At 64.8% G+C, this 21,941-nt stretch carries 21 protein-coding genes; 16 read left to right on the top strand and 5 right to left on the bottom strand.

The genetic code is table 11. From position 1 onward, the window contains the following. The first annotated feature begins 37 nt into the window (after window positions 1–37). The 7 genes from frr (at window position 38) to DKT70_RS00930 (ending at window position 7,798) form a co-directional block, all read left to right on the top strand. Entirely contained in the window at window positions 38–601 is a 564-nt protein-coding gene (gene frr / locus DKT70_RS00960; protein ID WP_111557406.1) for a ribosome recycling factor, read from the top strand. Window positions 602–606: 5 nt separating this feature from the next. After that, window positions 607–1,338, top strand: a complete 732-nt coding sequence (uppS, locus tag DKT70_RS00955; RefSeq protein WP_111557405.1) for a polyprenyl diphosphate synthase — start codon at window positions 607–609, stop codon at window positions 1,336–1,338. Further along, window positions 1,335–2,171, top strand: coding sequence for a phosphatidate cytidylyltransferase (locus DKT70_RS00950; protein WP_111557404.1), 837 nt, complete (start codon window positions 1,335–1,337; stop codon window positions 2,169–2,171). The genes uppS and DKT70_RS00950 overlap by 4 nt, the downstream gene beginning before the upstream one ends. Window positions 2,172–2,191: 20 nt before the next feature. Continuing rightward, window positions 2,192–3,349, top strand: a complete 1,158-nt coding sequence (dxr, locus tag DKT70_RS00945; protein WP_111557403.1) for a 1-deoxy-D-xylulose-5-phosphate reductoisomerase — start codon at window positions 2,192–2,194, stop codon at window positions 3,347–3,349. Beyond that, a complete protein-coding gene (rseP, locus tag DKT70_RS00940; protein ID WP_111557402.1) occupies window positions 3,346–4,677 on the top strand; it encodes an RIP metalloprotease RseP in 1,332 nt (443 codons plus the stop codon). The genes dxr and rseP overlap by 4 nt, the downstream gene beginning before the upstream one ends. A gap of 101 nt (window positions 4,678–4,778) precedes the next feature. Then, the gene (gene bamA, locus DKT70_RS00935) at window positions 4,779–7,073 is read left to right on the top strand and encodes an outer membrane protein assembly factor BamA (RefSeq protein ID WP_111557401.1); all 2,295 of its coding nucleotides are present in this window, start codon (window positions 4,779–4,781) and stop codon (window positions 7,071–7,073) included. Window positions 7,074–7,084: 11 nt separating this feature from the next. Beyond that, on the top strand, window positions 7,085–7,798 hold the full coding sequence (locus DKT70_RS00930) for an OmpH family outer membrane protein (RefSeq protein ID WP_158529922.1): 714 nt from the start codon (window positions 7,085–7,087) through the stop codon (window positions 7,796–7,798). Here the strand turns inward: DKT70_RS00930 and DKT70_RS00925 are convergent. Then, complete coding sequence (locus DKT70_RS00925; RefSeq protein ID WP_233490360.1) at window positions 7,757–8,695, bottom strand: nucleoside hydrolase; 939 nt, start codon at window positions 8,693–8,695, stop codon at window positions 7,757–7,759. The two genes, DKT70_RS00930 and DKT70_RS00925, sit on opposite strands and share 42 nt — an antisense overlap. A gap of 105 nt (window positions 8,696–8,800) precedes the next feature. Further along, window positions 8,801–9,799, bottom strand: a complete 999-nt coding sequence (locus DKT70_RS00920) for a Fe(3+) ABC transporter substrate-binding protein (RefSeq protein WP_111557399.1) — start codon at window positions 9,797–9,799, stop codon at window positions 8,801–8,803. A gap of 145 nt (window positions 9,800–9,944) precedes the next feature. Here DKT70_RS00920 and DKT70_RS00915 point away from each other — a divergent pair, with 145 nt between their 5' ends. Continuing rightward, the gene (locus tag DKT70_RS00915) at window positions 9,945–11,756 is read left to right on the top strand and encodes an ABC-F family ATP-binding cassette domain-containing protein (RefSeq protein WP_111557398.1); all 1,812 of its coding nucleotides are present in this window, start codon (window positions 9,945–9,947) and stop codon (window positions 11,754–11,756) included. Here the strand turns inward: DKT70_RS00915 and DKT70_RS00910 are convergent. After that, entirely contained in the window at window positions 11,753–12,724 is a 972-nt protein-coding gene (locus DKT70_RS00910) for a zinc-binding metallopeptidase family protein (RefSeq protein ID WP_111557397.1), read from the bottom strand. The genes DKT70_RS00915 and DKT70_RS00910 overlap by 4 nt on opposite strands. 267 nt (window positions 12,725–12,991) lie before the next feature. On the opposite strand from DKT70_RS00910, the gene rplU reads away from it, so the two are divergent. From rplU to DKT70_RS00890, 4 genes are all read left to right on the top strand, one after another. Further along, a complete protein-coding gene (gene rplU / locus DKT70_RS00905; RefSeq protein WP_072297697.1) occupies window positions 12,992–13,366 on the top strand; it encodes a 50S ribosomal protein L21 in 375 nt (124 codons plus the stop codon). Window positions 13,367–13,378: 12 nt separating this feature from the next. Next, a complete protein-coding gene (rpmA, locus tag DKT70_RS00900) occupies window positions 13,379–13,651 on the top strand; it encodes a 50S ribosomal protein L27 (RefSeq protein WP_072297698.1) in 273 nt (90 codons plus the stop codon). A gap of 122 nt (window positions 13,652–13,773) precedes the next feature. After that, window positions 13,774–14,346: a GNAT family N-acetyltransferase gene (locus DKT70_RS00895; protein ID WP_199559521.1), complete on the top strand. Its 573-nt coding sequence runs from the start codon at window positions 13,774–13,776 to the stop codon at window positions 14,344–14,346. A 115-nt stretch (window positions 14,347–14,461) separates the two neighbouring features. Further along, window positions 14,462–15,472, top strand: coding sequence for an LLM class flavin-dependent oxidoreductase (locus DKT70_RS00890; protein WP_407672180.1), 1,011 nt, complete (start codon window positions 14,462–14,464; stop codon window positions 15,470–15,472). 786 nt (window positions 15,473–16,258) lie between these two features. Here DKT70_RS00890 and DKT70_RS00885 read toward each other — a convergent pair. Then, a complete protein-coding gene (locus tag DKT70_RS00885; RefSeq protein ID WP_111557396.1) occupies window positions 16,259–17,008 on the bottom strand; it encodes a Bax inhibitor-1/YccA family protein in 750 nt (249 codons plus the stop codon). A 104-nt stretch (window positions 17,009–17,112) separates the two neighbouring features. Further along, window positions 17,113–18,072, bottom strand: a complete 960-nt coding sequence (locus DKT70_RS00880; protein WP_111557395.1) for an NADPH:quinone oxidoreductase family protein — start codon at window positions 18,070–18,072, stop codon at window positions 17,113–17,115. Window positions 18,073–18,259: 187 nt separating this feature from the next. On the opposite strand from DKT70_RS00880, the gene DKT70_RS00875 reads away from it, so the two are divergent. From DKT70_RS00875 to DKT70_RS00860, 4 genes are all read left to right on the top strand, one after another. Beyond that, window positions 18,260–18,619, top strand: a complete 360-nt coding sequence (locus DKT70_RS00875) for a helix-turn-helix domain-containing protein (RefSeq protein ID WP_072297702.1) — start codon at window positions 18,260–18,262, stop codon at window positions 18,617–18,619. A gap of 115 nt (window positions 18,620–18,734) precedes the next feature. After that, window positions 18,735–19,520, top strand: a complete 786-nt coding sequence (locus DKT70_RS00870; protein WP_111557394.1) for an inositol monophosphatase family protein — start codon at window positions 18,735–18,737, stop codon at window positions 19,518–19,520. Window positions 19,521–19,562: 42 nt separating this feature from the next. Next, entirely contained in the window at window positions 19,563–20,966 is a 1,404-nt protein-coding gene (gene mgtE / locus DKT70_RS00865; protein WP_111557393.1) for a magnesium transporter, read from the top strand. A 23-nt stretch (window positions 20,967–20,989) separates the two neighbouring features. After that, window positions 20,990–21,505, top strand: coding sequence for a 5-formyltetrahydrofolate cyclo-ligase (locus DKT70_RS00860; protein WP_111557858.1), 516 nt, complete (start codon window positions 20,990–20,992; stop codon window positions 21,503–21,505). Window positions 21,506–21,941 lie beyond the last annotated feature (436 nt).

The following is a 21,941-nucleotide window of genomic DNA, read 5'->3' as shown; positions in this document are numbered from 1 at the left end:
ACAAGCAAACGAAATTCAAACTTAGAGGCAGTCCGATATGGCCGAGGACATCGAAATCGATATTGACGATCTGGAACGCCGGATGAAGGGCGCGATGGAAAGCCTGCGCAGCGAATTCGCCAGTCTGCGTACGGGCCGCGCATCCGCGTCGATGATCGATCCGGTTCAGGTCGAGGCCTATGGCCAGATGACCCCCGTGAACCAGCTGGGCACCGTGAACGTCCCCGAACCCCGCATGGTCACCATCAACGTCTGGGACAAGGCGATGGTCGGCAAGGTGGAAAAGGCGCTGCGCGAAAGCGGCCTTGGGATCAACCCGCAGCTGAACGGCACCATCATCATGCTGCCCATCCCCGAGCTGAACGAGGAACGCCGCCGCGAGTTGACCAAGGTCGCCGCGCAATATGCCGAAAGCGCCCGCGTCTCGATGCGCAACGTGCGCCGCGACGGCATGGACAAGGTCAAGAAGGGCAAGACGAACGGCATGCCCGAGGATGACCAGAAGTTCTGGGAGACCGAGATCCAGTCCCTGACCGACCGGATGATCGCATCCGTGGACGAAGCGCTCGAGGCCAAGCAGGCCGAGATCATGCAGGTTTGAGCCGAATGGCAGCGGCAAGGGAGCAGTCAGTGGCATCGGGCAGCGAGGCGCGGCCGCGCCATGTCGCCATCATCATGGATGGCAACGGGCGTTGGGCGACGGAACGGGGCTGGCCGCGTCTGGTCGGCCACCGTCGCGGGGCCGAACGGGTCAAGCAGATCGTGCGTGCCTGTCCCGACCTGGGCGTGGACTGGCTGACCATCTATGCCTTCTCGACCGAAAACTGGAAGCGGTCGACCGAAGAGGTGCTGGGTCTGATGAAGATCTTCCGCCGCTATATCGAACGCGAGGCCGTGGGCATGGCTGCCGAAGGGGTGCGTATGCGCTTCATCGGCGGACGCGAGCGGCTGGACCCCAAGCTGCAGGCCCTGATGGCCGCCATCGAGGCGCGCACGGCCGGCAACACGCGGCTGAACCTGACCGTTGCCATCAATTACGGCGGTCGGGATGAAATCCTGCGCGCATCGACCCGGCTGGCGCGCAGGATCGCCCAAGGCGAGGTCGCCGATCCGTCCGAAAGCGATCTGGCGGCCTGCATGGATACCGCTGATCAGCCCGATCCGGATCTGGTGATCCGCACCTCGGGGGAAACGCGGACGTCGAATTTCCTGCCTTGGCAGGCGGCCTATGCGGAATATGAATTCACGCCCACGCTGTGGCCGGATTTCACGCCCGACCACCTGTCGGCGATCCTGGACCGCTTCGGCATGCGCGACCGGCGTTTCGGGGGCGCATGAGCGGCGGCGGGGCTATCCGGACGGGCGGCCGTTGGGGCGATCTGTCCCGGCGCGTCGCCTCGACCTTGGTGCTGCTGGCGATCGGTGTGCTGTTAGCCGTGGCGCAGGGGCTGTGGCTGCGGCTTGGCATGGCGGTGATTTCGGCCATCACCTTCTGGGAACTGGCGGCGATGACGGGCTGGAAATATCCGGCCCGCCACGTGACGCTGTTCGGGCGCAGCCGCGCCGTGGCCCTGGCCGCAATTGCGGGCGTGTCGCAGGCCGTCGCGCTGACCTCGTTCGAAAGCTGGGCCTGGCTGGCGCTTCTGGTGCCGATCGTGGCCGGGCTGCCCGGTGCGGCCAAGCGTGATCGTCTGACCTATGCGATCTTTGGCGTCGCGATCATGCTGGTCGCCTATGAACTGGTCGTCTTTCGCGAAAGCTTTGGGCTGAACTTCGTGCTGTGGCTGATGGGGGTGATCATCATCTCGGACACGGCGGGATATTTCTTTGGCCGCATCTTGGGCGGCCCCAAGTTCTGGCCCGCGCTCAGCCCCAAGAAGACCTGGTCCGGCACCATCGCTGGCTGGATTGGCGCCTGCATCCTGGGCATCGTTTTGTGGCTGTCGGGGCAGGGCAATATGACATTGGTCTGGATATCGCCGCTGGTTTGTTTTGCGGGACAGATGGGCGATATCGCCGAAAGCTGGCTGAAGCGCCGGGCAGGGGTCAAGGACAGTTCGAACCTGATCCCGGGGCATGGCGGCTTCATGGATCGTTTTGACGCAGTGACGGGGGCCGTTCTGGCCACCATGCTGATCGGGTTCCTGACCAGCCTGCCCGTGGTAAATTGATCTCGTGGTGAACTGACCTGATGCGACGCATTTCCATTTTCGGGGCGACCGGCTCGGTCGGCGCCAACGGCGTCGATCTGATCCGTCGCGGCGGCGGGGCGGATGCCTATGACGTCGTGGCGCTGAGCGGCGGGCGCAACATCGCGCGCCTGGCGCAGATGGCGCGCGACCTGCGGGCTGAAATCGCCGTCACCGCCCATCCCGAGTTGCTGGACGACCTGCGCGACGCATTGTCAGGCAGCGGCGTGCGCGCCGCCGCGGGAGAGGCCGCCCTGGTTGAGGCCGCGGCCATGCCCGCCGACTGGATGCTGTCGGCCATCGTCGGGTCCGCCGGTCTGGCGCCGGGGCTGACGGCACTGGCCCAAGGCCGGGTTCTGGCGCTGGCCAACAAGGAATCGCTGGTCTGCGCGGGCGGCTTGCTGCGCCGCACCGGGCGGAACAGCGGCGCCACGATCCTGCCGGTCGACAGCGAACATTCCGCGCTGTTCCAGGCGCTCGCGGGGGAAAAGCTGGACAGCGTTCGGGACGTGACCATCACCGCATCGGGGGGCGCTTTCCGCGACTGGCCGCTGGAACGGCTGGCGGCGGCGACCGTGGCCGAGGCCTCGACCCACCCGAACTGGGCTATGGGCCAGCGCATCACCATCGACAGCGCGTCGATGTTCAACAAGGCGATGGAGGTTATCGAGGCCAAGGAATTCTTCGGCCTTGCCCCCGACCGCATTAACGTGCTGGTCCATCCGGAATCCATCATCCACGCCATCGTCAACCATATCGACGGCGGCAGCATCGCGCATATGGGGGCGCCCGACATGCGCCACGCCATCGGTTACGCGCTTCATTGGCCCGAACGCCGTGCCCTGCCGGTGCCGCCGCTGGATCTGGCCCGCGCTGGCAGCCTGACCTTCCGCGCCCCCGACGAGACGCGCTGGCCCGCCCTGCGCCTTGCGCGCGAGGTGATGGCCGCGGGCGGCGCGGCGGGTGCGGTCTTCAACGCCGCCAAGGAACAGGCGCTGGACGATTTCATCGCCGGGCGCATCCGTTTCACCGACATGTCCCCCCGGGTCGAAGCCACGCTGAGCGCACTTTCGGCCGAAGCGGGCTTCGGCGACGACCCCGACACCCTGCAGGCGGTCCTTGAATGGGACGCGCTTGCGCGACAGAAGGCCGCCGCATGACCGATCTGATCCTTGGCGCAGGCAATACCCTGTGGACGCTGGCATCATTTGTGGTGGCACTGGCCGTCATCGTGACGGTGCATGAATACGGCCATTACATCGTGGGGCGCTGGTCCGGCATCCGGGCCGAGGTGTTTTCCATCGGCTTCGGCCCGCGCCTGGCATCTCGCGTGGACAAGCGCGGCACCGTCTGGCAAATCGCGGCGCTGCCCTTGGGCGGCTATGTCCGCTTTCTTGGTGACGACAATGCCGCCAGCGCGGGGCCGGGGCGCAAGGTCGATCCGGCGCTGCGGCGCCAGACATTGCAGGGGGCGCCGCTTTGGGGGCGCTTTGCCACGCTGTTGGCGGGACCGGTCTTCAATTTCGTCCTGTCGATCCTGATCTTCGGCGGCTTCGCGCTGGTGCAAGGACTGCCATCGCCCGACATGCGCGTGGGTCAGGTGTCGGACGCGCCCCCGGCCATCACCAACGAGCTGCGCCCCGGTGACAGGCTGTTGGCGGTGGGGGACGTCGCGCTGGAAAATTGGGGCGATCTGGGGCGGGCGGCGCAGGACCTGCCGCTGGCTGCCCAGCAGGATTGGCGCATCGAACGCGACGGCAAGCAGATAACCGTGACCGGTCCCGACCCGATGCCCGCGCGGGTGTCGGGCGTGGCGCCGGGCAGCGCAGCGGCGGATGCCGGCCTGAGGGCAGGCGACGTGGTGACGGCCATCGACGGCCAGCAGATCACGCGCTTTACCCAGATCCGCGACGCGGTCGAGACGACCAAGGGCGAGCCGCTGATGCTTGATGTCTGGCGCGCGGGCAGCAACCCCATTCAGGTCACGCTGCGCCCCAAGCTGTCCGACCTGCCCGCCGAGGCAGGCGGATATGAACAGCGCTGGCTGATCGGCATCACTGGCGGGAACAGCTTCTTTACCCCCGAAACCCGCCGCGCCGGTCCCATCGAGGCGCTTGGTCTGGGCGTCGCGCAGACCTGGGGCATCATCGTGTCTTCGCTGACGGGGATGTGGGCGATGATCTCGGGGCAGATCGGCAGCTGCAACCTGGGCGGTGCGATCAGCATCGCCGAAAGCACAGGCCAGGCGGCCAGCGCGGGGGGGGCGAATTTCCTGTGGTGGATCGCGGTCCTGTCTGCCGCCATCGGCTTTCTGAACCTGCTGCCCATCCCGGTTCTGGATGGGGGGCACTTGGTTTTCTATGCCTACGAGGCCGTGCGGGGGCGTCCGCCATCCGACGGGGCGCTGAACCTGCTGACGACGATCGGCATGGCGCTGGTGCTGGGACTGATGATTTTCGGTCTGACCAACGATCTTTTCTGCCCCTGAGCGTCGATGCGCTTTTGACAGGCCCCTGTCGAAAGAGCTACACGATAGGGCAAAACGACAAGCCCGCGATGGGCGCGTGAAGGCTGAAAAGAGGGGCTTCGATGACACGGAAACTGGGCAAGGGCGCGGTGGCGCTGATGGCGGCCTTGGCGATCACGGTGCCTGCCGGGCTGATGCCGGCACCCGCCATGGCGCTTGTGTTCAACGACATCACCATCCAGGGCAACAACCAGGTCGAAACCGCGACCATCCTGTCCTTCCTGAACCTGCCCCAAGGGCGCGACGTGTCACCGGGCGAGGTCAACGACGCCCTGCAGCGCCTGCAGGGATCGGGACTGTTCGAAACCGTCGAACTGTCCCCCCAGGGCAACCGCCTTGTCGTGACCGTCAGCGAATATCCCACGATCAACCGCATTTCGTTCGAGGGCAACCGCAAGCTGAAGGACGACCGCCTGGCCGAGATCGTGACCAGCCAGTCGCGCCGCGTCTATCAGCCCAGCCAAGCCATCCAGGATGCGCAGACCATCGCCCAGATCTATGCGACCGAAGGCCGTCTGGCCGCCCGCGTCGATCCGCGCATCATCCGCCGCAGCGGCAACCGCGTCGACCTGGTCTTCGAGATCAGGGAAGGCGACGTCACCGAGATCGAGCGCATCAGCTTTACCGGCAACCGCGCCTTTTCCGACCGCCGCCTGCGCAACGTGCTGCAGACCAAGCAGGCGGGGATCCTTCGCACCTTCATCCGCCGCGACACCTTCGCGCCCGAACGCATCCCTCTGGATCAGCAGTTGCTGACCGATTATTACCGGTCGCGCGGCTATGCCGATTTCAAGGTGCAGGCCGTTGCGCCGGAAATCGCGCGTGAACGCGATGCGTTCTTCATCACTTTCAACATCAGCGAAGGCCCGCGTTACCGCTTTGGCCAGGTCAACACCGTGTCCGAGATCCCGGGCGTCGATGCGGCGGCCTTTGCCGAACAGAACCGCGTCGAACGGGGGGCCGTCTATAACCCCTCGGTCATCGACACGACCATCCGCCGGATGGAGACCATCGCCATCCAGCAGGGCCTGAATTTCGTCAATATCGAACCGCGCGTCACCCGCAACCCCTCGAACCAGACGCTGGACCTGACCTTTGCGCTGACCCGCGGTGAACGCATTTTCGTCGAACGCATCGACATCGAGGGCAACACGACCACCCTGGACGAGGTGATCCGCCGCCAGTTCAATACCGTCGAGGGCGACCCCTTCAACCCGCGCGAAATCCGCAATTCCGCCGAACGCGTCCGCGCGCTTGGCTATTTCGCCGATGCGCAGGTGGAAACCCGTCAGGGCAGCGGCCCCGACCAAGTGATTGTCGGCGTCGCTGTCGAGGAACAGCCGACCGGTTCGCTGTCCTTCGGCGCCTCTTATGGGGTCAGCTCGGGCGTGGGTCTGAACGCATCGATTTCGGAAAACAACTTCCTGGGGCGCGGGCAGCAGGTCGGCTTGCAGATCTCGACCGCCAGCGGCGACCGGGCGGCGGGCATCTCGTTCGCGGAACCCTTCTTCCTGGGACGCGATTTGCGGTTCGGTTTCAACGCCAATTACAACGAAACCGACAGCCTCAATTCCGACTATGACACCCGCTCGATCCAGGTCCAGCCGTCGATCGAATTCCCGATCTCGGCGAATGGCCGGATCGAACTGCGCTACAAGATCGCCAAGGACACGTTGCGCGATGTGACCGATGACAGCTCGATCCTGCTGCAGCAGGAGGAAGGGTCGCGCGTCACCTCGGCGCTTGGTTATACCTATTCCTGGGACTCGCGCCGCACGGGGCTGGACCCGCTGACGGCCTATCGTTTCCGCTTCTCGCAAGATTTTGCGGGTGCGGGCGGGGATACCAAGACGGTCACTACCACGGCCCTGGCGGGTGTCGAAAGCACCGCCTGGCGCGAGGAGGTGACCCTGCGCGGCGAAGTCGAGGCTGGCGCCATCTACAGCTATGGCGACTATTCGACCTGGATTCTGGACCGTTTCCGCACCGGCAACCGCATTCGTGGCTTTGAAAGCAACGGCTATGGCCCGCGCGACCTGGGCGCCGCGAACGAGGATGCCATCGGCGGCAACTACTATTGGGCCGCCCGCGCCGAGGCGCAGTTCCCCGTCGGCCTGCCCGAGGAATACGGCATCACCGGCGGTCTGTTCGCCGATGTCGGCTCGCTCTGGGGGCTGGACAACACGGCGGGGAATGCCGAGGTCGATGACGACATGTATGTCCGCGCCGCCGTCGGTGCCTCGATCTTCTGGACCACGCCCATCGGTCCCTTGCGCTTCAACTTCTCGAAGGCGGTGCAGAAGGAAGATTATGACGAGGAACAGAATTTCGACCTGACCATCCAGACCCGGTTCTGATGACTGGGGCGATGACGGGATTTCGCAGAATGGGGGCGGCCGGGATGATCCTGGCCGCCCTTCTGCCGATGATGGTGGCCGCGCAGCAGGCCGAAGACGTGACGCCGCAACTGCCCGGTTCGGACCCCGCGCAACCCACGGCACCGCTGCCCAGCAGCACGATCACCACCCCCGGAACGGCCGAACAGGCGCTGAACGCGCCGATCCTGACGCTGGATCAGGACGTGCTGTACCTGTCGTCGGACTGGGGCAAGCGCGCGCAGGCGCAGCTGGAGGCCGAGGGCGACGTCATCACCGCCGAAAACGAACGCCTGACCGAACTGCTTTCATCCGAGGAGACGCGCCTGACCGCACAGCGCGCGACCCTGCCGCCCGCCGAATTCCGCAAGCTGGCCGAAAGCTTTGACCAGCGCGCCACCGATGTCCGCCGCGAACGCGCGCAGGCCGTCCAGCAGTTGAATGCCTGGGCCGAGGCCGATCGCGGCGCCTTTTTCCGCGCTGCGTTGCCGATGATGGGCGAGATCATGCAGGACCATGGCGCGGTGGCGGTCCTGGACCGCCGCACGCTGTTCGTGTCGCTGGACGCCATCGACGTGACGCAGGACCTGATTGCCCAGCTGAACCAGGAGCTGGGCGACGGGCAGGGTGCCGTACCCCTGCCGCAGGAGGCAGAGGCCGAGGCGTCAGGGCAGACGGGCGATCCGCTCGGCCAGCAGGTCGAATAGAGCATCGCGATCGACCTGACGCAGGAACAGCGCGTTCGGCGCGCGGTCGGTCACCCGCCACCAATCGGCAACCGTCATGCCCGTGGTCCAGCGACCTTCGGTCTCGATCTGGACATTGATGTGGCGGCCCGTGAACATGTCGGGACGCAGCAGCCAGGCGATGGTGCAGGGATCGTGCAGGGGTGCGCCGAGGCTGCCGTATTTCTCCTTGTCGAAGCGCTCGAAGAAATCGGTCCAGCCCGCCACGGCGGGACCGCAGCGTCCGGGCAGCGCCGCCATCGCGTCCACCCATTCGCGCGACGTCAGCGCCGCATGCGTCACGTCCAGCGGCAGGACGACCAGCGGCACGCCTGCGTCAAAGACCTCGGCCGCGGCTTCGGGATCGACATAGATGTTGAATTCGGCGGCGGGAGTAATGTTGCCGACCTCGAAATAGGCACCGCCCATCAGCACGATCTGCTGCACGCGGGCGACGATGTCGGGGGCGCGGCGAAAGGCCTCGGCGATATTGGTCAGCGGCCCGATGGGGACCAGCGTGACGGTGCCTGAGTCCTTGGTGCGGAGCGTCTCGATGATGAAATCGACGGCGTGCCCGTCCTGTAACGGAACCGACGGATCGGGCAGGGCGATCCCGTCAAGGCCGGTCTTTCCATGCACGTGTTCGGCGGTCACCAGGTCGCGCGACAGGGGCCGGTCGCATCCGGCAAAGACGGGAATGTCCGGGCGGCCTGCCAGTTCGACGACCTTGCGGGCATTCAACTGGGTCAGCTGCAGCGGCACGTTGCCCGCGACCGTGGTGATGCCCAGCACCTCCAGCTCTGGCGATGCCAGGGCCAGCAGGATGGCGACGGCATCGTCCTGACCAGGGTCCGTGTCGATGATGATCTTTTGCGCCAAGCTTGCCTCCTTGTCTGCGTGACGGGCAAAACATTGCGCCGCCATGATAAAAGGCGCAAGCGACATGCCCGCGCCTTTCCGGTTCTTGCAGCCGTCTGTTGCCGATCAGCCGTCCAGGTTGACCTGTTCGATCAGGTTGAGCGCCTTTGGACGCAGGTCCGAGATCTCGGACAGCGGCAGATCATCGGGGGTGAATTCACCCCAGCTGGCGACCAACTCGGATTTTTCGACGCCTTCCTTGACCGGGAATTCGTTGTTGGTCTCGGCATAGATCTTCTGGGCTTCGTCGCTGACCAGGAATTCCATCAGCTGCAGCGCCGCATAGCGGTTCGGGGCCGATTTGGTCATCGCCACGCCCGACACGTTCACATGGGTGCCGCCATCCTCGAAGGTTGGGAAGACGATGCGGACGGATTCCGCCCATTCCTTCTGTTCGTCATCCTTCAGCATCGCACCCATGTAATAGGTGTTGCCCAGGCTGATGTCGCATTCGCCGGCCCAGATGGATTTCACCTGGTCGCGGTCGCCGCCTTCGGGGCGCTTGGCCAGGTTGTGCTTGATGCCCTGCAACCAGGTCAGGGTCTCTTCCTCGCCGTGATGGGCCAGGAAGGCGGCGGTCAGTGCGACGTTGTAGTCGTTCGTGAAGCTGCGGGTGCAGATGCGGCCCTTCCACTTGGGATCGGCCAGATCCTCATAGGTGGTCACATCGCCATCGGCCACGCGTTCGTTATGGGCATAGACGATGCGGGCGCGGGTCGTCAGGGCGAACCACTGGTTGTCCTTGTCGCGCAGATCCGCGGGGATGACGTCCAGCATCTCGTCCTCGACGGCCTGGGTGACGCCGGCTTCCTTGACCTCGCCCAGACGGGCAACATCGACGGTCAGGACCAGGTCGGCGGGCGAACGGTCGCCTTCGGCCTGCAGGCGTTCCACCATGCCCTTGTCGACGAAGGCGGTGTTGACGGTGATGCCGGTTTCCTTGGTGAAGGCATCGAACAGCGGCTGGATCAGCTCGGGCTGGCGATGGGAATAGACGTTCACTTCCTCGGCCAGCGCGGGCATCGCGGTGGCACCAAGAAGCGAGGCAAGGATCAGCTGACGCATGATAGCTCCTGTCATCAAGTTGTGGGACCGCGATATGATGACCGACGAAACTTGTCAACAATAAGGGATGGGGGTGGGCGTCTTTCGCCGCAGCCCATGCACGGGGTCCATTGACCAAAGGCGGGCGGCAGGCTAGGGCGCAGGCATGGCAAGAGCACCCCTTCTCCAACTCTCCGACATTTCGCTGACCTATGGCGGCGATCCCGTTTTCGACGGCCTGTCCCTGAACGTCCAGCCCGGCGACCGCGTCGCGCTGGTCGGGCGCAACGGGTCGGGCAAATCCACCCTGATGAAGGTCATGGCGGGCTTTGTCGAAGCCGACAAGGGCGAGGTCGTTCTGTCGGCTGGCGTCTCGACCGGCTATATGGAGCAGGACCCCGACCTGTCCGGCTTTGCCACGTTGGGCGATTTCGCCCGCGACGGGCTGGATGACAGCGAAGGCTATCTGGTCGACATGGCAGCCGAAGGGCTGAAATTCGACCCCGACCGCCCCGTCGACACCGCATCGGGCGGCGAACGCCGCCGGGCGGCGCTGGCCCGCCTGCTGGCGCGGTCACCCGAATTGATGCTGCTGGACGAACCGACCAACCACCTGGACATCCAGGCCATCGGCTGGCTGGAGGAATACCTGTCCCAGACCCGCGCGGCCTTCGTGCTGATCAGCCACGACCGCGCCTTTCTGCGCCGCCTGACCAAGGCCACGCTGTGGATCGACCGCGGTCAGGTCCGCCGACAGGAACGCGGCTTCGAGGGGTTTGAGGATTGGCGCGAAGCCACCTGGGCCGCCGAGGATGACGCCCGCCACAAGTTGGACCGCAAGATCAAGGCCGAGGCTCGTTGGGCCGTCGAGGGCATCAGCGCGCGGCGCAAGCGCAACCAGGGCCGCGTCCGCGCGCTGGCCGATCTGCGCGCCGAACGCAGCAGCCAGATCCGCCGTCAGGGCACCGCCGCGATGGCGCTGGAATCCGGCCCGACCAGCGGCAAGAAGGTAATCGAGGTGCGGGGCATCTCGAAGGCCTTTGGCGACCGGGTGATTTTGGCGCCCTTCGACCTCCGCATTCAGCGCGGCGACCGCATCGCCTTTGTCGGACCGAACGGCGCCGGCAAGACGACGCTGATCAAGATGCTGACCGGAGAGGTCGCGCCCGACGAAGGCACCGTCACCCTTGGCACCAACCTAGAGATCGCGGTCTTTGACCAGGCGCGCGCGGCGCTGAACCCCAACCAGACGCTGTGGGAATCCCTGACGGGCGACCCGGACATGAGCGTGTCGGGCCGGGCCGATCAGGTCATGGTGCGGGGCGTGCCCAAGCATGTCGTGGCCTATCTGAAGGATTTCCTGTTCGATGACGGGCAGGCGCGGGCCCCCGTGCGCAGCCTGTCGGGCGGTGAAAAGGCGCGGTTGCTGTTGGCCAAGCTGATGGCCAAGCCGTCGAACCTGCTGGTCATGGACGAACCGACCAACGATCTGGACGTCGAAACGCTGGACCTGCTGCAGGATCTGCTGGGCGAATATGACGGCACGGTGCTGCTGGTCAGCCATGACCGCGACTTCATCGACCGCGTCGCGGATACGACGGTGGCGATGGAGGGTGACGGTCGCGCCACCGTCTATGCCGGTGGCTGGAGCGATTACCAGAACCAGCGCCAGCAGCCCGAACCCGCCGCGCCCGCGCCAGCCGCGCGTCAGGCACAGCCCGCAGCCGCCCCGGCAACCGAAAAGCCGCGCGAAGGGCTGACCTTCACTGAAAAGCACCGGCTGGAGGAGTTGCCTGCGGTGCTGGAACGTCTGGAGGCCGAAATTGCCAAGCTGACCGAGTTCATGTCGGACCCCGAGCTGTTCACCAAGGCGCCCGCCAAGTTCGAAAAGGCCAGCCTCGCCCTCAGCGAACGCCAGGCAGCCCTGGCCGATGCCGAGGAGGAATGGATGTCGCTGGAGGAAAAGGCCGCGGGTTAGACCCCGCGGTCCAGGTGATCGCGCAGCCATTCATGCGCGAAAGCGATCTTGGTGCGGACCGGCCCGGTCAGCACGAAGGGATAGAGGTCAGGGTTGTCCAGCGCGCGGTTGATGTCATTGATTGCGATGGCGATTTCGGTCGCCACCGAAAGCAGCCGCTGCGTATCGGTTTCCTGATAGGGGGCAAAGCCTTCGGGGACGCTGGACATCGACAGCCCGGCACTGACGAAGCTGTCGGCGAAATCCACCATGTGCAGCAGGTGGGCGACGGTTTCGGCCCAGTCCTCGTGGGGGTGGGCTGTCGCATAGCCGGTGATGAAATCGCGACCGGGATCGCGGGGTTCGGCATAATGCCGCTTCAGCGCCTGTCCGTAATCCTGCCTCTCATCGCCGAACAGGTCGCGGAAGGCCGGCTGGAAATCGGGACAGCGGGCCAGCCGGTCGAACAGGAAATGCGCGATCTCGTGCCGGAAATGCCCCACCATCGAGCGGTACTGTTCGCCCAGGTCCAGCTGGCGCTTCAGTCGGATCAGTTCATCGGCCTCGGTGACGTTGATGGTGATCTCGCCCGCCGCGTGGCCCATGATGATCTGCTGGGCGCGACCGCCGGTGTTTTCGGACAGCATCTGGAAATGCGGGCGGCGGCCGGCATCGTTGTCGTTGAACCAGTCCCATTGCGCCAGGTTTGCCAGGACCCACCGCTTGGCACGTTCGGTCGCGGCCAGCAGGGTGAGATTGTCGCCCACATGCAGGACGGGCACCACATGCGACATCGCGCAGGACAGGCAGCGCGTCCCTTCGGTCGGCGTGGCCCAGTTGCAGCCGATGTCCTGACGATTGGCGCAGGAAATCGCCTCGACGATCATCGCACGTGCCATCGGGTCGTAATGCAGCTGCTCTCCGCATGTGCAGGTCATGTTGTGGAAATAGGCGCGGGTCCCGCAGCTGGGACAGGTAAAGCGTTGCATCGGAGATCCGGTTCGTTCGTGGCAGGGCTCAAGCACGGCCAAGGCTCCAAGGTTCCTGCCCATCGCCGGATCGAAGCCATTTCGCAAGGGTTGACTTTGCTGGACGGATACGGCAATTGGCACGCACCGGCCGGGCATCTGCCCTTGGCCGGTTGATTGTTTTTAATATCACCCTTTGACGGGTGCGCTGTCCGACGGTGGGGAACCCCGTGAACATCGGCCCAAGGGCCGGGACCACAGGATGCGGTTGACAAGGGATAAGAAGCGATGTTCGCGGTTCTGAAAACTGGCGGCAAGCAGTACAAGGTGCAGGCGGGTGACGTCCTGCGCGTTGAAAAGCTGAATGCTGCAGCTGGCGACAAGGTCCAGTTCAATGACATTCTGATGGTCGGCTCGACCTTGGGCGCGCCCATGATCGAAGGTGCCTGCGTCCAGGCCGAAGTGATCGACCAGATCAAGGCCGACAAGGTCATCACCTTCGTCAAGCGTCGCCGCAAGCACAGCTCGCAGCGCACCCGTGGCCATCGCCAGCAGCTGACGCTGCTGCGCGTGACTGATGTGCTTGAAAAAGGCGCGGACAAAACCGGTGTCAAAGCAGCAATTGGTGCACGCACCAAGGTTGCAGACGCAGCTGAAGCCTAAGGAGAACAACCCATGGCACATAAAAAAGCAGGCGGTTCATCGCGCAACGGTCGCGATTCGGCCGGTCGCCGTCTTGGCGTGAAACTGTTTGGTGGCCAAGCGGCCATCGCGGGCAACATCATCGCACGTCAGCGTGGCACCACCTGGTGGCCGGGCGTGAACGTCGGCATGGGCAAGGATCACACCCTGTTCGCGCTGACCGATGGTCACGTCAGCTTCAAGAAGGGCCTGAAAGGGCGCACCTTCATTTCGATCGTCCCTGCGACGGTCGAGGCTGCCGAGTAACCCAAGCGTAACATTTCGATGTTAAAAGGGGGGATCGGCGCAAGCCGGTCCCCTCAGCTGTTTCATCATTTTTCGATTTCCAGCCAGTTTCCGGGGGAGGGAACATGGTCATGTCTGCACCGATGAGAGAGGGCACCCGTCTGGATGACCTCAAGGCGAATGATCCTGCGCAATTGAGCCAGCCGATCATTCCGACCGCACGCTTCACCCTGCGCCCCCTGCGTCCGTCGGATGCGGGCATGATCGCGCATTACACCGCTGATCGACGCGTGGCCCAAGGCACCCGCGCCATTCCGCATCCGCTGCCGCATGGCGCCTCCGAGAGCTTTGTGGCGCGTGCCCTGTCCGCCGACCGCAGCGAAGACGTCTGGGCGATCGACGGCTCGCAAAGCAAGCTGTCGGAATTGTTGGGCGTCGTGTCGCTGACCCGGATGGAGGGCGACCAGTCCGAACTGGGTTTCTGGGTTGGTGCGGGTTTCTGGAACACGGGCTTTGCCACCGAGGCGGTTTCGGCGTTGGTCGCGGCCAATCCGCATGGCGCGCGGACCCTGTTCGCCGAGGCGTTTCAGGACAATGCCGGTTCGGCCAGGGTCCTGACGAATTGCGGCTTCGTCTATCTGGGCGACGCGGAAAGCTGGTCCGTGGCGCGCAATGCGCGCGTGCCGACCTGGACCTATCTGCGCAAGATGGGCTGAGCCGGGTCAGGGGGGCGTCCGCGCCCCTGACCGCACGCTCCGGCCGGCCATCGCAACATTGCATATCGTGCATGCAGGGCATTGCAAAACGCACGCGCAGGCTTAAATCCTGCGCATGACACAGCATATCCCATATTCGCTTCTGGACCTGTCGCCTGTCCCCGAGGGCAGCACCGCGCAGGATGCCATTCGCAACACCATCGACCTTGCGCAACACGCCGAGGAATGGGGTTATCGCCGGTTCTGGCTGGCGGAACATCACAACATGCCTGGCATCGCCAGCGCCGCAACCGCCGTCCTGATCGGGCTGGTGGCGCAGGCGACCAGCCGCATCCGCGTCGGTGCGGGCGGCATCATGCTGCCCAACCACGCCCCCTTGACCGTGGCCGAGGCGTTCGGGACCCTGGCCAATGCTTTCCCCGACCGGATCGATCTGGGGCTGGGGCGCGCGCCCGGTGGTGACGGGGCGGTCATCCGCGCCCTGCGCCGCGATCCGATGGCCGACAGCTTTCCACAGGACGTGGTCGAGTTGCTGGATTACTTCGGTGACGAACGTCCCGATGCCGCCGTCCGCGCGATCCCCGGCGAAGGCACGCATGTGCCGGTCTGGATCCTGGGCAGCAGCACCTTTGGGGCGCAGCTGGCGGCGCATCTGGGGCTGCCTTATGCCTTCGCCAGCCATTTTGCGCCTGATGACATGGAACGCGCCTTGGCGATCTATCGCGAACGGTTCCGCCCGTCACCCTGGGGGCAAAAGCCCTATGTCGTGATGGCCGCGAACGTATTTGCCGCCGATGACGCAGCCGAGGCCGCCTATCTGCGCACCACGATGCAGCTGGCCTTCGCGCGCCTGCGGACCGGCCAACCCGGCAAGCTGCCGCGCCCGGTGCGCGATATCGACGCCGAGATCGGTGCCTCGGTTCGGCAGGGGGTGGATCGTGCGCTGCGCATCAGCGCCGTAGGGGATCGCGACCAGGTGCGCGACCAGATGGCCGCCCTGATTGCCGCCCATCGTCCCGATGAGGTGATCCTGACCGGTCAGATTCATGACCACGCCGCACGCTTGCGCAGCTTTCAGATCGCCGCCGAGGTGATGCAGGATCTGCCCTTGGCCAACGCCGCCTGATGCCTACGCGTGTCCCGGGGGCGCAGTGGGGCGGTACTAAACGCGTCCCGGCATAGGACAGGGGGCTGCAGGTCACTGCGGCCCCCTGTCCTATGAGCCGGTCTTGTCGGCAAGCCCACGCGCAACGCGCTTGCGGCCGCCAACCCATCACTTTGGATCGGTCAGCGCCTTGACCACCGGTGTTCGGTGCGCAGGATGACGCGTGGCAGTTCATCCAGCGGGACCCGAGTTATGAAAACGCAGTCACTATGCCTTGCGCTGCTGGCGGTCCTGTTCGTCGCAGGATGCAGGGCGCGGTCCTGGTTTGAAAAGATAGACGAGAGCTGCGACCCGCAGCAGCTTTCTGCCCTGGTCAGCGGCGCGACGACCCGGTCCGGCAGCATCTGGCATGGGACCTAGGTCGAATATCTGTCACCTGATGACGATCCGCTGGATCTGGAAGGCGGCAAACTGCCTTTCGTCATGTGTCAGACGTCCTATCAACTTTCTGATCTGATGGTGCAGACAGGCCAACCGTCCGATACGCTGCGACCGCGCCTTGTAACGCCGATCCTGTCTTCAGCTGAAAAAGTGTCACCAGCCTCAAAAGGAAGCTAAGCACCTGCCGGGATGAATGACATGCGTAGTCATCCTGGGTAAAATTCCAGCCCTCATCCCGGCAAAATTTGTACCTGATCTTCAGGCACATTGGGTGGCTAATCGGTGCCATGTTGAAAAACCTGCCCGGAATGAAAAAGGCCCCGCCGATGAACGGCGGGGCCTTCGAACGTCTGGATCAGGTCGCGATCACTCGCGGTTGCCCATGAACGACAGCAGGAACATGAACAGGTTCAGGAAGTCCAGATACAGCTGCAGCGCGCCCATGATGGCCGACTTGCCGATGAAATCCGCATCCGAACCCGCCATCTGCAGATAGGTGTTCTTGATGTTCTGGGTGTCATAAGCCGTCAGGCCCGCGAAGATCAGCACGCCCAAGCCCGAGATCGCGAACTGCATCGCCGAGGATTGCAGGAAGATGTTCACGATCGAGGCGACGATCAGGCCGATCACGCCCATGATCAGGAAGCTGCCCCAGCCCGAGATGTCCTTTTTGGTGGTATAGCCCCAGAGCGACAGTCCCGCGAAGGCGATGGCCGTCACCAGGAAGGTCTGAACGATCGAGACCGAGGTATAGACCAGGAAGATCGAGCTGATCGACAGGCCCATCAGGGCCGCGAAGGCATAAAACAGGCCAGTGGCCGCGCCGACTGACAGGCGGTTCATGGCTGCGCCGAAGGCAAAGACCATCAGCATGGGCGCGAACATGATCACCCATTTCAGCGGCGAGGTGTAGATCGCCGCGCCCAGACCCGTCAGCTGGCCATCAGCCGTGACGGCAGCCGTCGAAATGCCGAATGCGGCAACGGCGGTAACACCCATGCCGACCGCCATCAGCCCATAAACCTTGTTCATGTAAGCCCGCAGGCCTTCGTCGACCACCGCGTGGCTGCGGGTGCCGACACCCTGCGCGGTGCGATAAGTGTTAAAGTCTGCCATCGAACTCTCCTCTGTGAGGCAATGGGGATCATGCCCCCTCGTGACCTAGAATATCGGTTGTCGGGCTGTTTTTTCAATGCCGGTGCTGCGGCAGATAGCCGCAATTACAGTGTTATGATGACCTTTCCGACACTGCGCCTGTCACGCAGCAGGTCGTAACCCTCCTGGATGCGATCCAGCGGCAGGACATGGCCCATGACGGGGTTCAGTTTGCCTTGGTCGAACAGCTCGAACAGGGCCTGCATGCTGGCGCGCAAGGCGGCCGGGTCCTGCTTGCGATACCCGCCCCAGTAGAATCCGTGGATCGAGATGTTCTTCACCAGCGCGTGGTTCAGGGGCAGGGCGGGGGGCTCGCCGCCGGCGAAACCGATGATCAGGTGGCGGCCGCCGGGACGCAGGGCGCGAAAGGCCGCCGCGCCGGGTTCGTCACCCACGGGGTCATAGACGACATCCGCGCCGCCCAGGTCGCGCAGGGCCTGACGCAGATCGGGGCAGGTGTCGCTGTCGATCACGTGCTGGGCGCCGGCGGTCCGCACCGTCTCCAGCCGCGTTGCGCCGCGGGCGATGCCGATGACCCTGGCCCCAAGCGCCGCGCCGATTTCGACGGCGGTCAGGCCGACGCCGCCCGCCGCCCCCAGGACGACCAGGGTGTCGTCCCGGCGCAGCGAACCCGGACCTGTCAGGGCCAGATGACTTGTCCCATAAGCCACCTGAAAACCAGCGGCCTGTTCAAAGCTCATGCTGTCGGGAATGGCCTGCAGGGCGGCGGGATCGACGGCGATGATCTGGGCCATCGTGCCGGGACAGGACACGGCGACGCGGGTGCCGGCGGCCAGATCCGAACCCTGCGGTGCTTCGATCACGGTGCCGGCGCCTTCCAGGCCCGGGACGAAGGGAGGATCCTGGGGTTCCTGATAGGTGCCCTGCGCCTTCAGCAAATCCGCGAAATTCAAGGCAGAGGCGGCCATGCGGACCAGCACCTGTCCCGGGCCCGCCACGGGGGGCGGCTGGTTGGTAATGGCAGGCCCCTGTCCAAGGGCGGGAATCTGGGCTTGGCGAATCATGTTTCCTCCTGTGATGGCGGGCGCAGGGCGCGTCGATGGTCAGGTTAGCCCGGACCGGCCGTCCGGACCGCCCGGAAGCCTCTCCCAGACCTGTCTTTTTGGTCAAGATCGGGCCTGTTAACCAAGAAGACACTGTGGAATTGTGCATTGTTGTCGTACTACCTCTGCAGATTGAGTGAGGTTAGCGATGAAGCATAGTGTTGATGTTCATGTTGGTAAGCGTATCCGCCATCGTCGCTGGATGATCGGAATGACCCAGCAGCAATTGGCCGACAAGGTCGGTATCAAATTCCAGCAGATCCAGAAGTACGAAACTGGGATGAACCGGGTTTCGGCGTCGCGTCTGTGGGATATTGCCCATGCGGTGGATGTTCCGGTCAGCTTCTTCTTCGAAGGGCTGCATGAAGGGGCCATGTCGCAGATCGTCGAGGGCGACATGTTCGCCGACAAGGAGGCTCTGCAACTGGTGCGTGCATACTATGCCATGCCGGAAGCGCAGCGTCGCCAGATCTTCGAACTGGCCCGCGTCCTGTCGGACGCCGCCTGATCGACTGAAACCGGTCGTTCCGCGTTCATGAACGCGGGGCGACATCTTCCCTTCGCGTCTGGCCCCTGCTGTTCATTCGGGTTACACCTGCGTCAACCAGCGACAGGGGGCCATCATGCAGGACGCAGCGCAGATCATCCGGACCGCGCATGACATGGCAGATGCCGCCCGCAAGGCGATCCTGCCCCTGTTTCGCAGCGACGACCTGGTCGCCGACAACAAGCGCCCCGCCAATTTCGACCCCGTCACCGAAGCCGACCGTGCCGCAGAACAGGCGATGCGCCAGGTCTTGGCACGCCACCGCCCCGACGACGCCATCCTGGGCGAGGAATACGGCCACAGCCCCGGCACCAGCGGCCTGACCTGGATCCTGGACCCCATCGACGGCACGCGCGCCTTCATCAGCGGTGCGGCCAGCTGGGGCGTGCTGATCGGCCTGTCCGACGGGCAGGACGTCGTCTATGGCCTGATCGACCAGCCCTATATCGGCGAACGGTTCGAGGGTGGGTTTGGCATCGCGCAGATGACCGGTCCGCATGGCACCCGCGGCCTGAAGGCCCGCCGCGACGTCGCGCTGGACCGCGCGACGCTGATGACAACATTTCCCGAAGTGGGCACCGCGACCGAGGCGCAGGCGTTCCGCCGTGTCGCCGATCAGGTGCGGCTGACGCGTTACGGGCTGGACTGCTATGCCTATGCGCTTCTGGCGCTGGGGCAGATCGATCTGGTGATCGAGGCGGGGCTGCAATCCTACGACATCGCGGGGCCGCTGGCGGTCGTTCAGGCGGCGGGCGGCATCGTGACCGATTGGCAGGGGGGACCGGCCGCACAGGGCGGTCAGGTCATCGCCGCCGCCAGCCCCGAACTGCACGCGGCCGCGCTGGCCCTGCTGGCCGGCTGACACCATTATCCACGCCTGATTTCCGAAGACAGAAGGGGCAGCATGACCGACCACGACCGCCTGCAGATCGATCAGACCCCGAACCCAGATCAGGGGGATCAGGATTACGTCTCCAGCCCCGAATTCTTGGGGCGGCTGGACGACATCATGGATCAGGGTAACCAACAGGCGCTGAACGCCCTGCTGGAAAAGCTGCACGGCGCCGATATCGCCGACATCATCGAACAGCTCGCCCCGGGGCGGCGCCGCCTGTTCCTAGAACTCTATGGCGCCGAGATCGACGGCGAGATCCTGTCCGAGATCGACGAATCCATCCGCGAGGAGGTGCTGGAGCTGCTGCCCCGCGACGTCCTGGCCGATGCCGTTCGCGAGATGGACAGCGACGACGTCGTCGACCTGGTCGAGGATCTGGACGACACCGACCGCGACGCCATCCTGTCGGCGCTGGACGACAGCGACCAGGCCGCCGTCCGCCAGTCGCTGGCCTATCCCGAATATTCCGCCGGCCGTCTGATGCAATCCGAGGTCGTGACCGCCCCCGAGCATTGGACCGTGGGTGAGGCCATCGATTTCATGCGCCGCGAGGAATGGCTGCCCGAGCAGTTCTATCACATCATCCTGGTCGACCCGCGCCGTCATCCCATCGGCTATGTCACGCTTGGCCGCCTGCTGGCGTCCCGTCGCGACGCGCCCCTGCGCGACATGGCCGAAGACAGCTTCCGCACCATCAGCGCCTATGCCGAGGAAGCCGATGTCGCCTATATCTTCAACCAGTATCACCTGATCTCCGCCCCCGTGGTGGATGGCGACGACCGGCTGGTCGGCGTCATCACCATCGATGACGCCATGGCCGTCCTGGACGAGGAGCACGAGGAGGACATCCTGCGCTTGGCCGGTGTGGGCGACGAGTCCAGCATATCGGACAGCGTGCTGCAGACGGTGCGCCAGCGGGTGCCGTGGCTGGCCACAAACATCCCGACCGCCCTGGCCGCCGCCGCCGTCATCGCGTTTTTCGAGGGCGCGATTTCCCAGCTGGTGGCGCTGGCCGTGCTGATGCCCATCGTCGCCTCGATGGGCGGGAATGCGGGCACCCAGACGCTGACCGTCGCCGTGCGGGGTCTGGCGACGCGCGACCTGTCATCGTCGAACGCGCTGCGCGTCGTGCGGCGGGAAATGGTGGTGGGGCTGATCAACGGGCTGGTCTTTGGCGCCATCATGGCGGTCATCACCTTCCTGTGGTTCCAGGACCCATGGCTGGCGGCGGTGATCGGCATGGCGATGGTCATCAACCTGATGGTGGCCGCGCTGGCCGGGATCATGGTGCCCCTGGCGCTGAACAAGCTGGGGGCGGACCCGGCCTTGGCATCGGGGACCTTCGTGACGATGATGACCGACGTGATCGGCTTCATGGCCTTTCTGGGACTGGCATCGACGGTACTGCTGTGACCGACAAGGCGGCCCTTCGGCGCATGGCGCTGACGGCGCGCGGGCAGGGGGGGGGCGATCAGGCCGCGCTGGACCACCACCTGATCGCGGCCCTTGCGCCCCATGCCAGCGCCGTTCTGGCCGGATACTGGCCCATGCGGGACGAGGCCGACCCCCGCGCAGCCATGGCCACCCATGCAGGTCCCCTGTGCCTGCCCGTGGTCACCGGCCCCGCCCGCCCGCTGGTCTTTCGCCACTGGCAGGGACAGCCGCTGCAGCCCGGCGCCTTCGGCACGTCCCATCCCGGAGAGGACGCGCCCCAGCTGACCCCGCAGGTGCTGATCGTGCCGCTGGCGGGCTTTGACCGTCGGGGCAACCGCATCGGCTATGGCGGCGGCTTCTATGACCGCACGCTGCAGGTTCTGCGCGAATCGGGCCCGGTCACGGCCATCGGGCTGGCCTTTGCCTGCCAGGAATTGCCCGAGATTCCGGCCGAAGATTTCGACCAGCCGTTAGATCTGATCGTCACCGACCGTGACATCCTGACCCCGGCGCGCTGAAATCCGCGCCTTGTGGCTTTGGTGCATCGCTTGTTGGCAAGCGGGGGATGACTGGCGCGAAAGCCTGTGGATATCCTTGGGATGGTTTCCATCAATCTATTGGCAGAAAAAGATATTAACCCAATTCATCCAAGGTGGACCCGAAAATTCGGCGCGTCCTGTGCACGAATCCAGTGGGTCCATGCGCGGCAGCGCTGTCAATGGGCAAACCCATGGTTTTGCAGAAATAAATCCGTTGAACAGTCGGTCGTGCGACGGCACCCTGTCGCAAATTGCCGCAGCGGCACAGGTTGCGCGCGTCACGGGTCATGCCGGATGCGCGCATCCCAAGGGCAGCGGACGACCGGTATGCAGGATGGTCGGGCCATCCTGCGGATGCCCCATGGGCTGACGGCCCGTCACGCGTCGCGCGGCCTCAAGGCAGGCTAGTACAGGA

The sequence above is a fragment of the Paracoccus sediminilitoris genome, from assembly GCF_003259195.1.
GTDB lineage: Bacteria > Pseudomonadota > Alphaproteobacteria > Rhodobacterales > Rhodobacteraceae > Paracoccus > Paracoccus sediminilitoris.
The sequence above is the reverse complement of the archived record's forward strand: the minus strand, read 5'-3'. Positions and strand labels throughout refer to the sequence as shown.

What these genes read in the sequence shown, in the direction of transcription:
- frr (WP_111557406.1), top strand. Translation starts at nt 38, where the DNA reads ATGGCCGAGGACATCGAAATCGATATTGACGATCTGGAACGCCGGATG.
- uppS (WP_111557405.1), top strand. Translation starts at nt 607, where the DNA reads ATGGCAGCGGCAAGGGAGCAGTCAGTGGCATCGGGCAGCGAGGCGCGG.
- DKT70_RS00950 (WP_111557404.1), top strand. Translation starts at nt 1,335, where the DNA reads ATGAGCGGCGGCGGGGCTATCCGGACGGGCGGCCGTTGGGGCGATCTG.
- dxr (WP_111557403.1), top strand. Translation starts at nt 2,192, where the DNA reads ATGCGACGCATTTCCATTTTCGGGGCGACCGGCTCGGTCGGCGCCAAC.
- rseP (WP_111557402.1), top strand. Translation starts at nt 3,346, where the DNA reads ATGACCGATCTGATCCTTGGCGCAGGCAATACCCTGTGGACGCTGGCA.
- bamA (WP_111557401.1), top strand. Translation starts at nt 4,779, where the DNA reads ATGACACGGAAACTGGGCAAGGGCGCGGTGGCGCTGATGGCGGCCTTG.
- DKT70_RS00930 (WP_158529922.1), top strand. Translation starts at nt 7,085, where the DNA reads ATGACGGGATTTCGCAGAATGGGGGCGGCCGGGATGATCCTGGCCGCC.
- DKT70_RS00920 (WP_111557399.1), bottom strand. Translation starts at nt 9,799, where the DNA reads ATGCGTCAGCTGATCCTTGCCTCGCTTCTTGGTGCCACCGCGATGCCC.
- DKT70_RS00915 (WP_111557398.1), top strand. Translation starts at nt 9,945, where the DNA reads ATGGCAAGAGCACCCCTTCTCCAACTCTCCGACATTTCGCTGACCTAT.
- DKT70_RS00910 (WP_111557397.1), bottom strand. Translation starts at nt 12,724, where the DNA reads ATGCAACGCTTTACCTGTCCCAGCTGCGGGACCCGCGCCTATTTCCAC.
- rplU (WP_072297697.1), top strand. Translation starts at nt 12,992, where the DNA reads ATGTTCGCGGTTCTGAAAACTGGCGGCAAGCAGTACAAGGTGCAGGCG.
- rpmA (WP_072297698.1), top strand. Translation starts at nt 13,379, where the DNA reads ATGGCACATAAAAAAGCAGGCGGTTCATCGCGCAACGGTCGCGATTCG.
- DKT70_RS00895 (WP_199559521.1), top strand. Translation starts at nt 13,774, where the DNA reads ATGAGAGAGGGCACCCGTCTGGATGACCTCAAGGCGAATGATCCTGCG.
- DKT70_RS00890 (WP_407672180.1), top strand. Translation starts at nt 14,462, where the DNA reads ATGACACAGCATATCCCATATTCGCTTCTGGACCTGTCGCCTGTCCCC.
- DKT70_RS00885 (WP_111557396.1), bottom strand. Translation starts at nt 17,008, where the DNA reads ATGGCAGACTTTAACACTTATCGCACCGCGCAGGGTGTCGGCACCCGC.
- DKT70_RS00880 (WP_111557395.1), bottom strand. Translation starts at nt 18,072, where the DNA reads ATGATTCGCCAAGCCCAGATTCCCGCCCTTGGACAGGGGCCTGCCATT.
- DKT70_RS00875 (WP_072297702.1), top strand. Translation starts at nt 18,260, where the DNA reads ATGAAGCATAGTGTTGATGTTCATGTTGGTAAGCGTATCCGCCATCGT.
- DKT70_RS00870 (WP_111557394.1), top strand. Translation starts at nt 18,735, where the DNA reads ATGCAGGACGCAGCGCAGATCATCCGGACCGCGCATGACATGGCAGAT.
- mgtE (WP_111557393.1), top strand. Translation starts at nt 19,563, where the DNA reads ATGACCGACCACGACCGCCTGCAGATCGATCAGACCCCGAACCCAGAT.
- DKT70_RS00860 (WP_111557858.1), top strand. Translation starts at nt 20,990, where the DNA reads ATGGCGCTGACGGCGCGCGGGCAGGGGGGGGGCGATCAGGCCGCGCTG.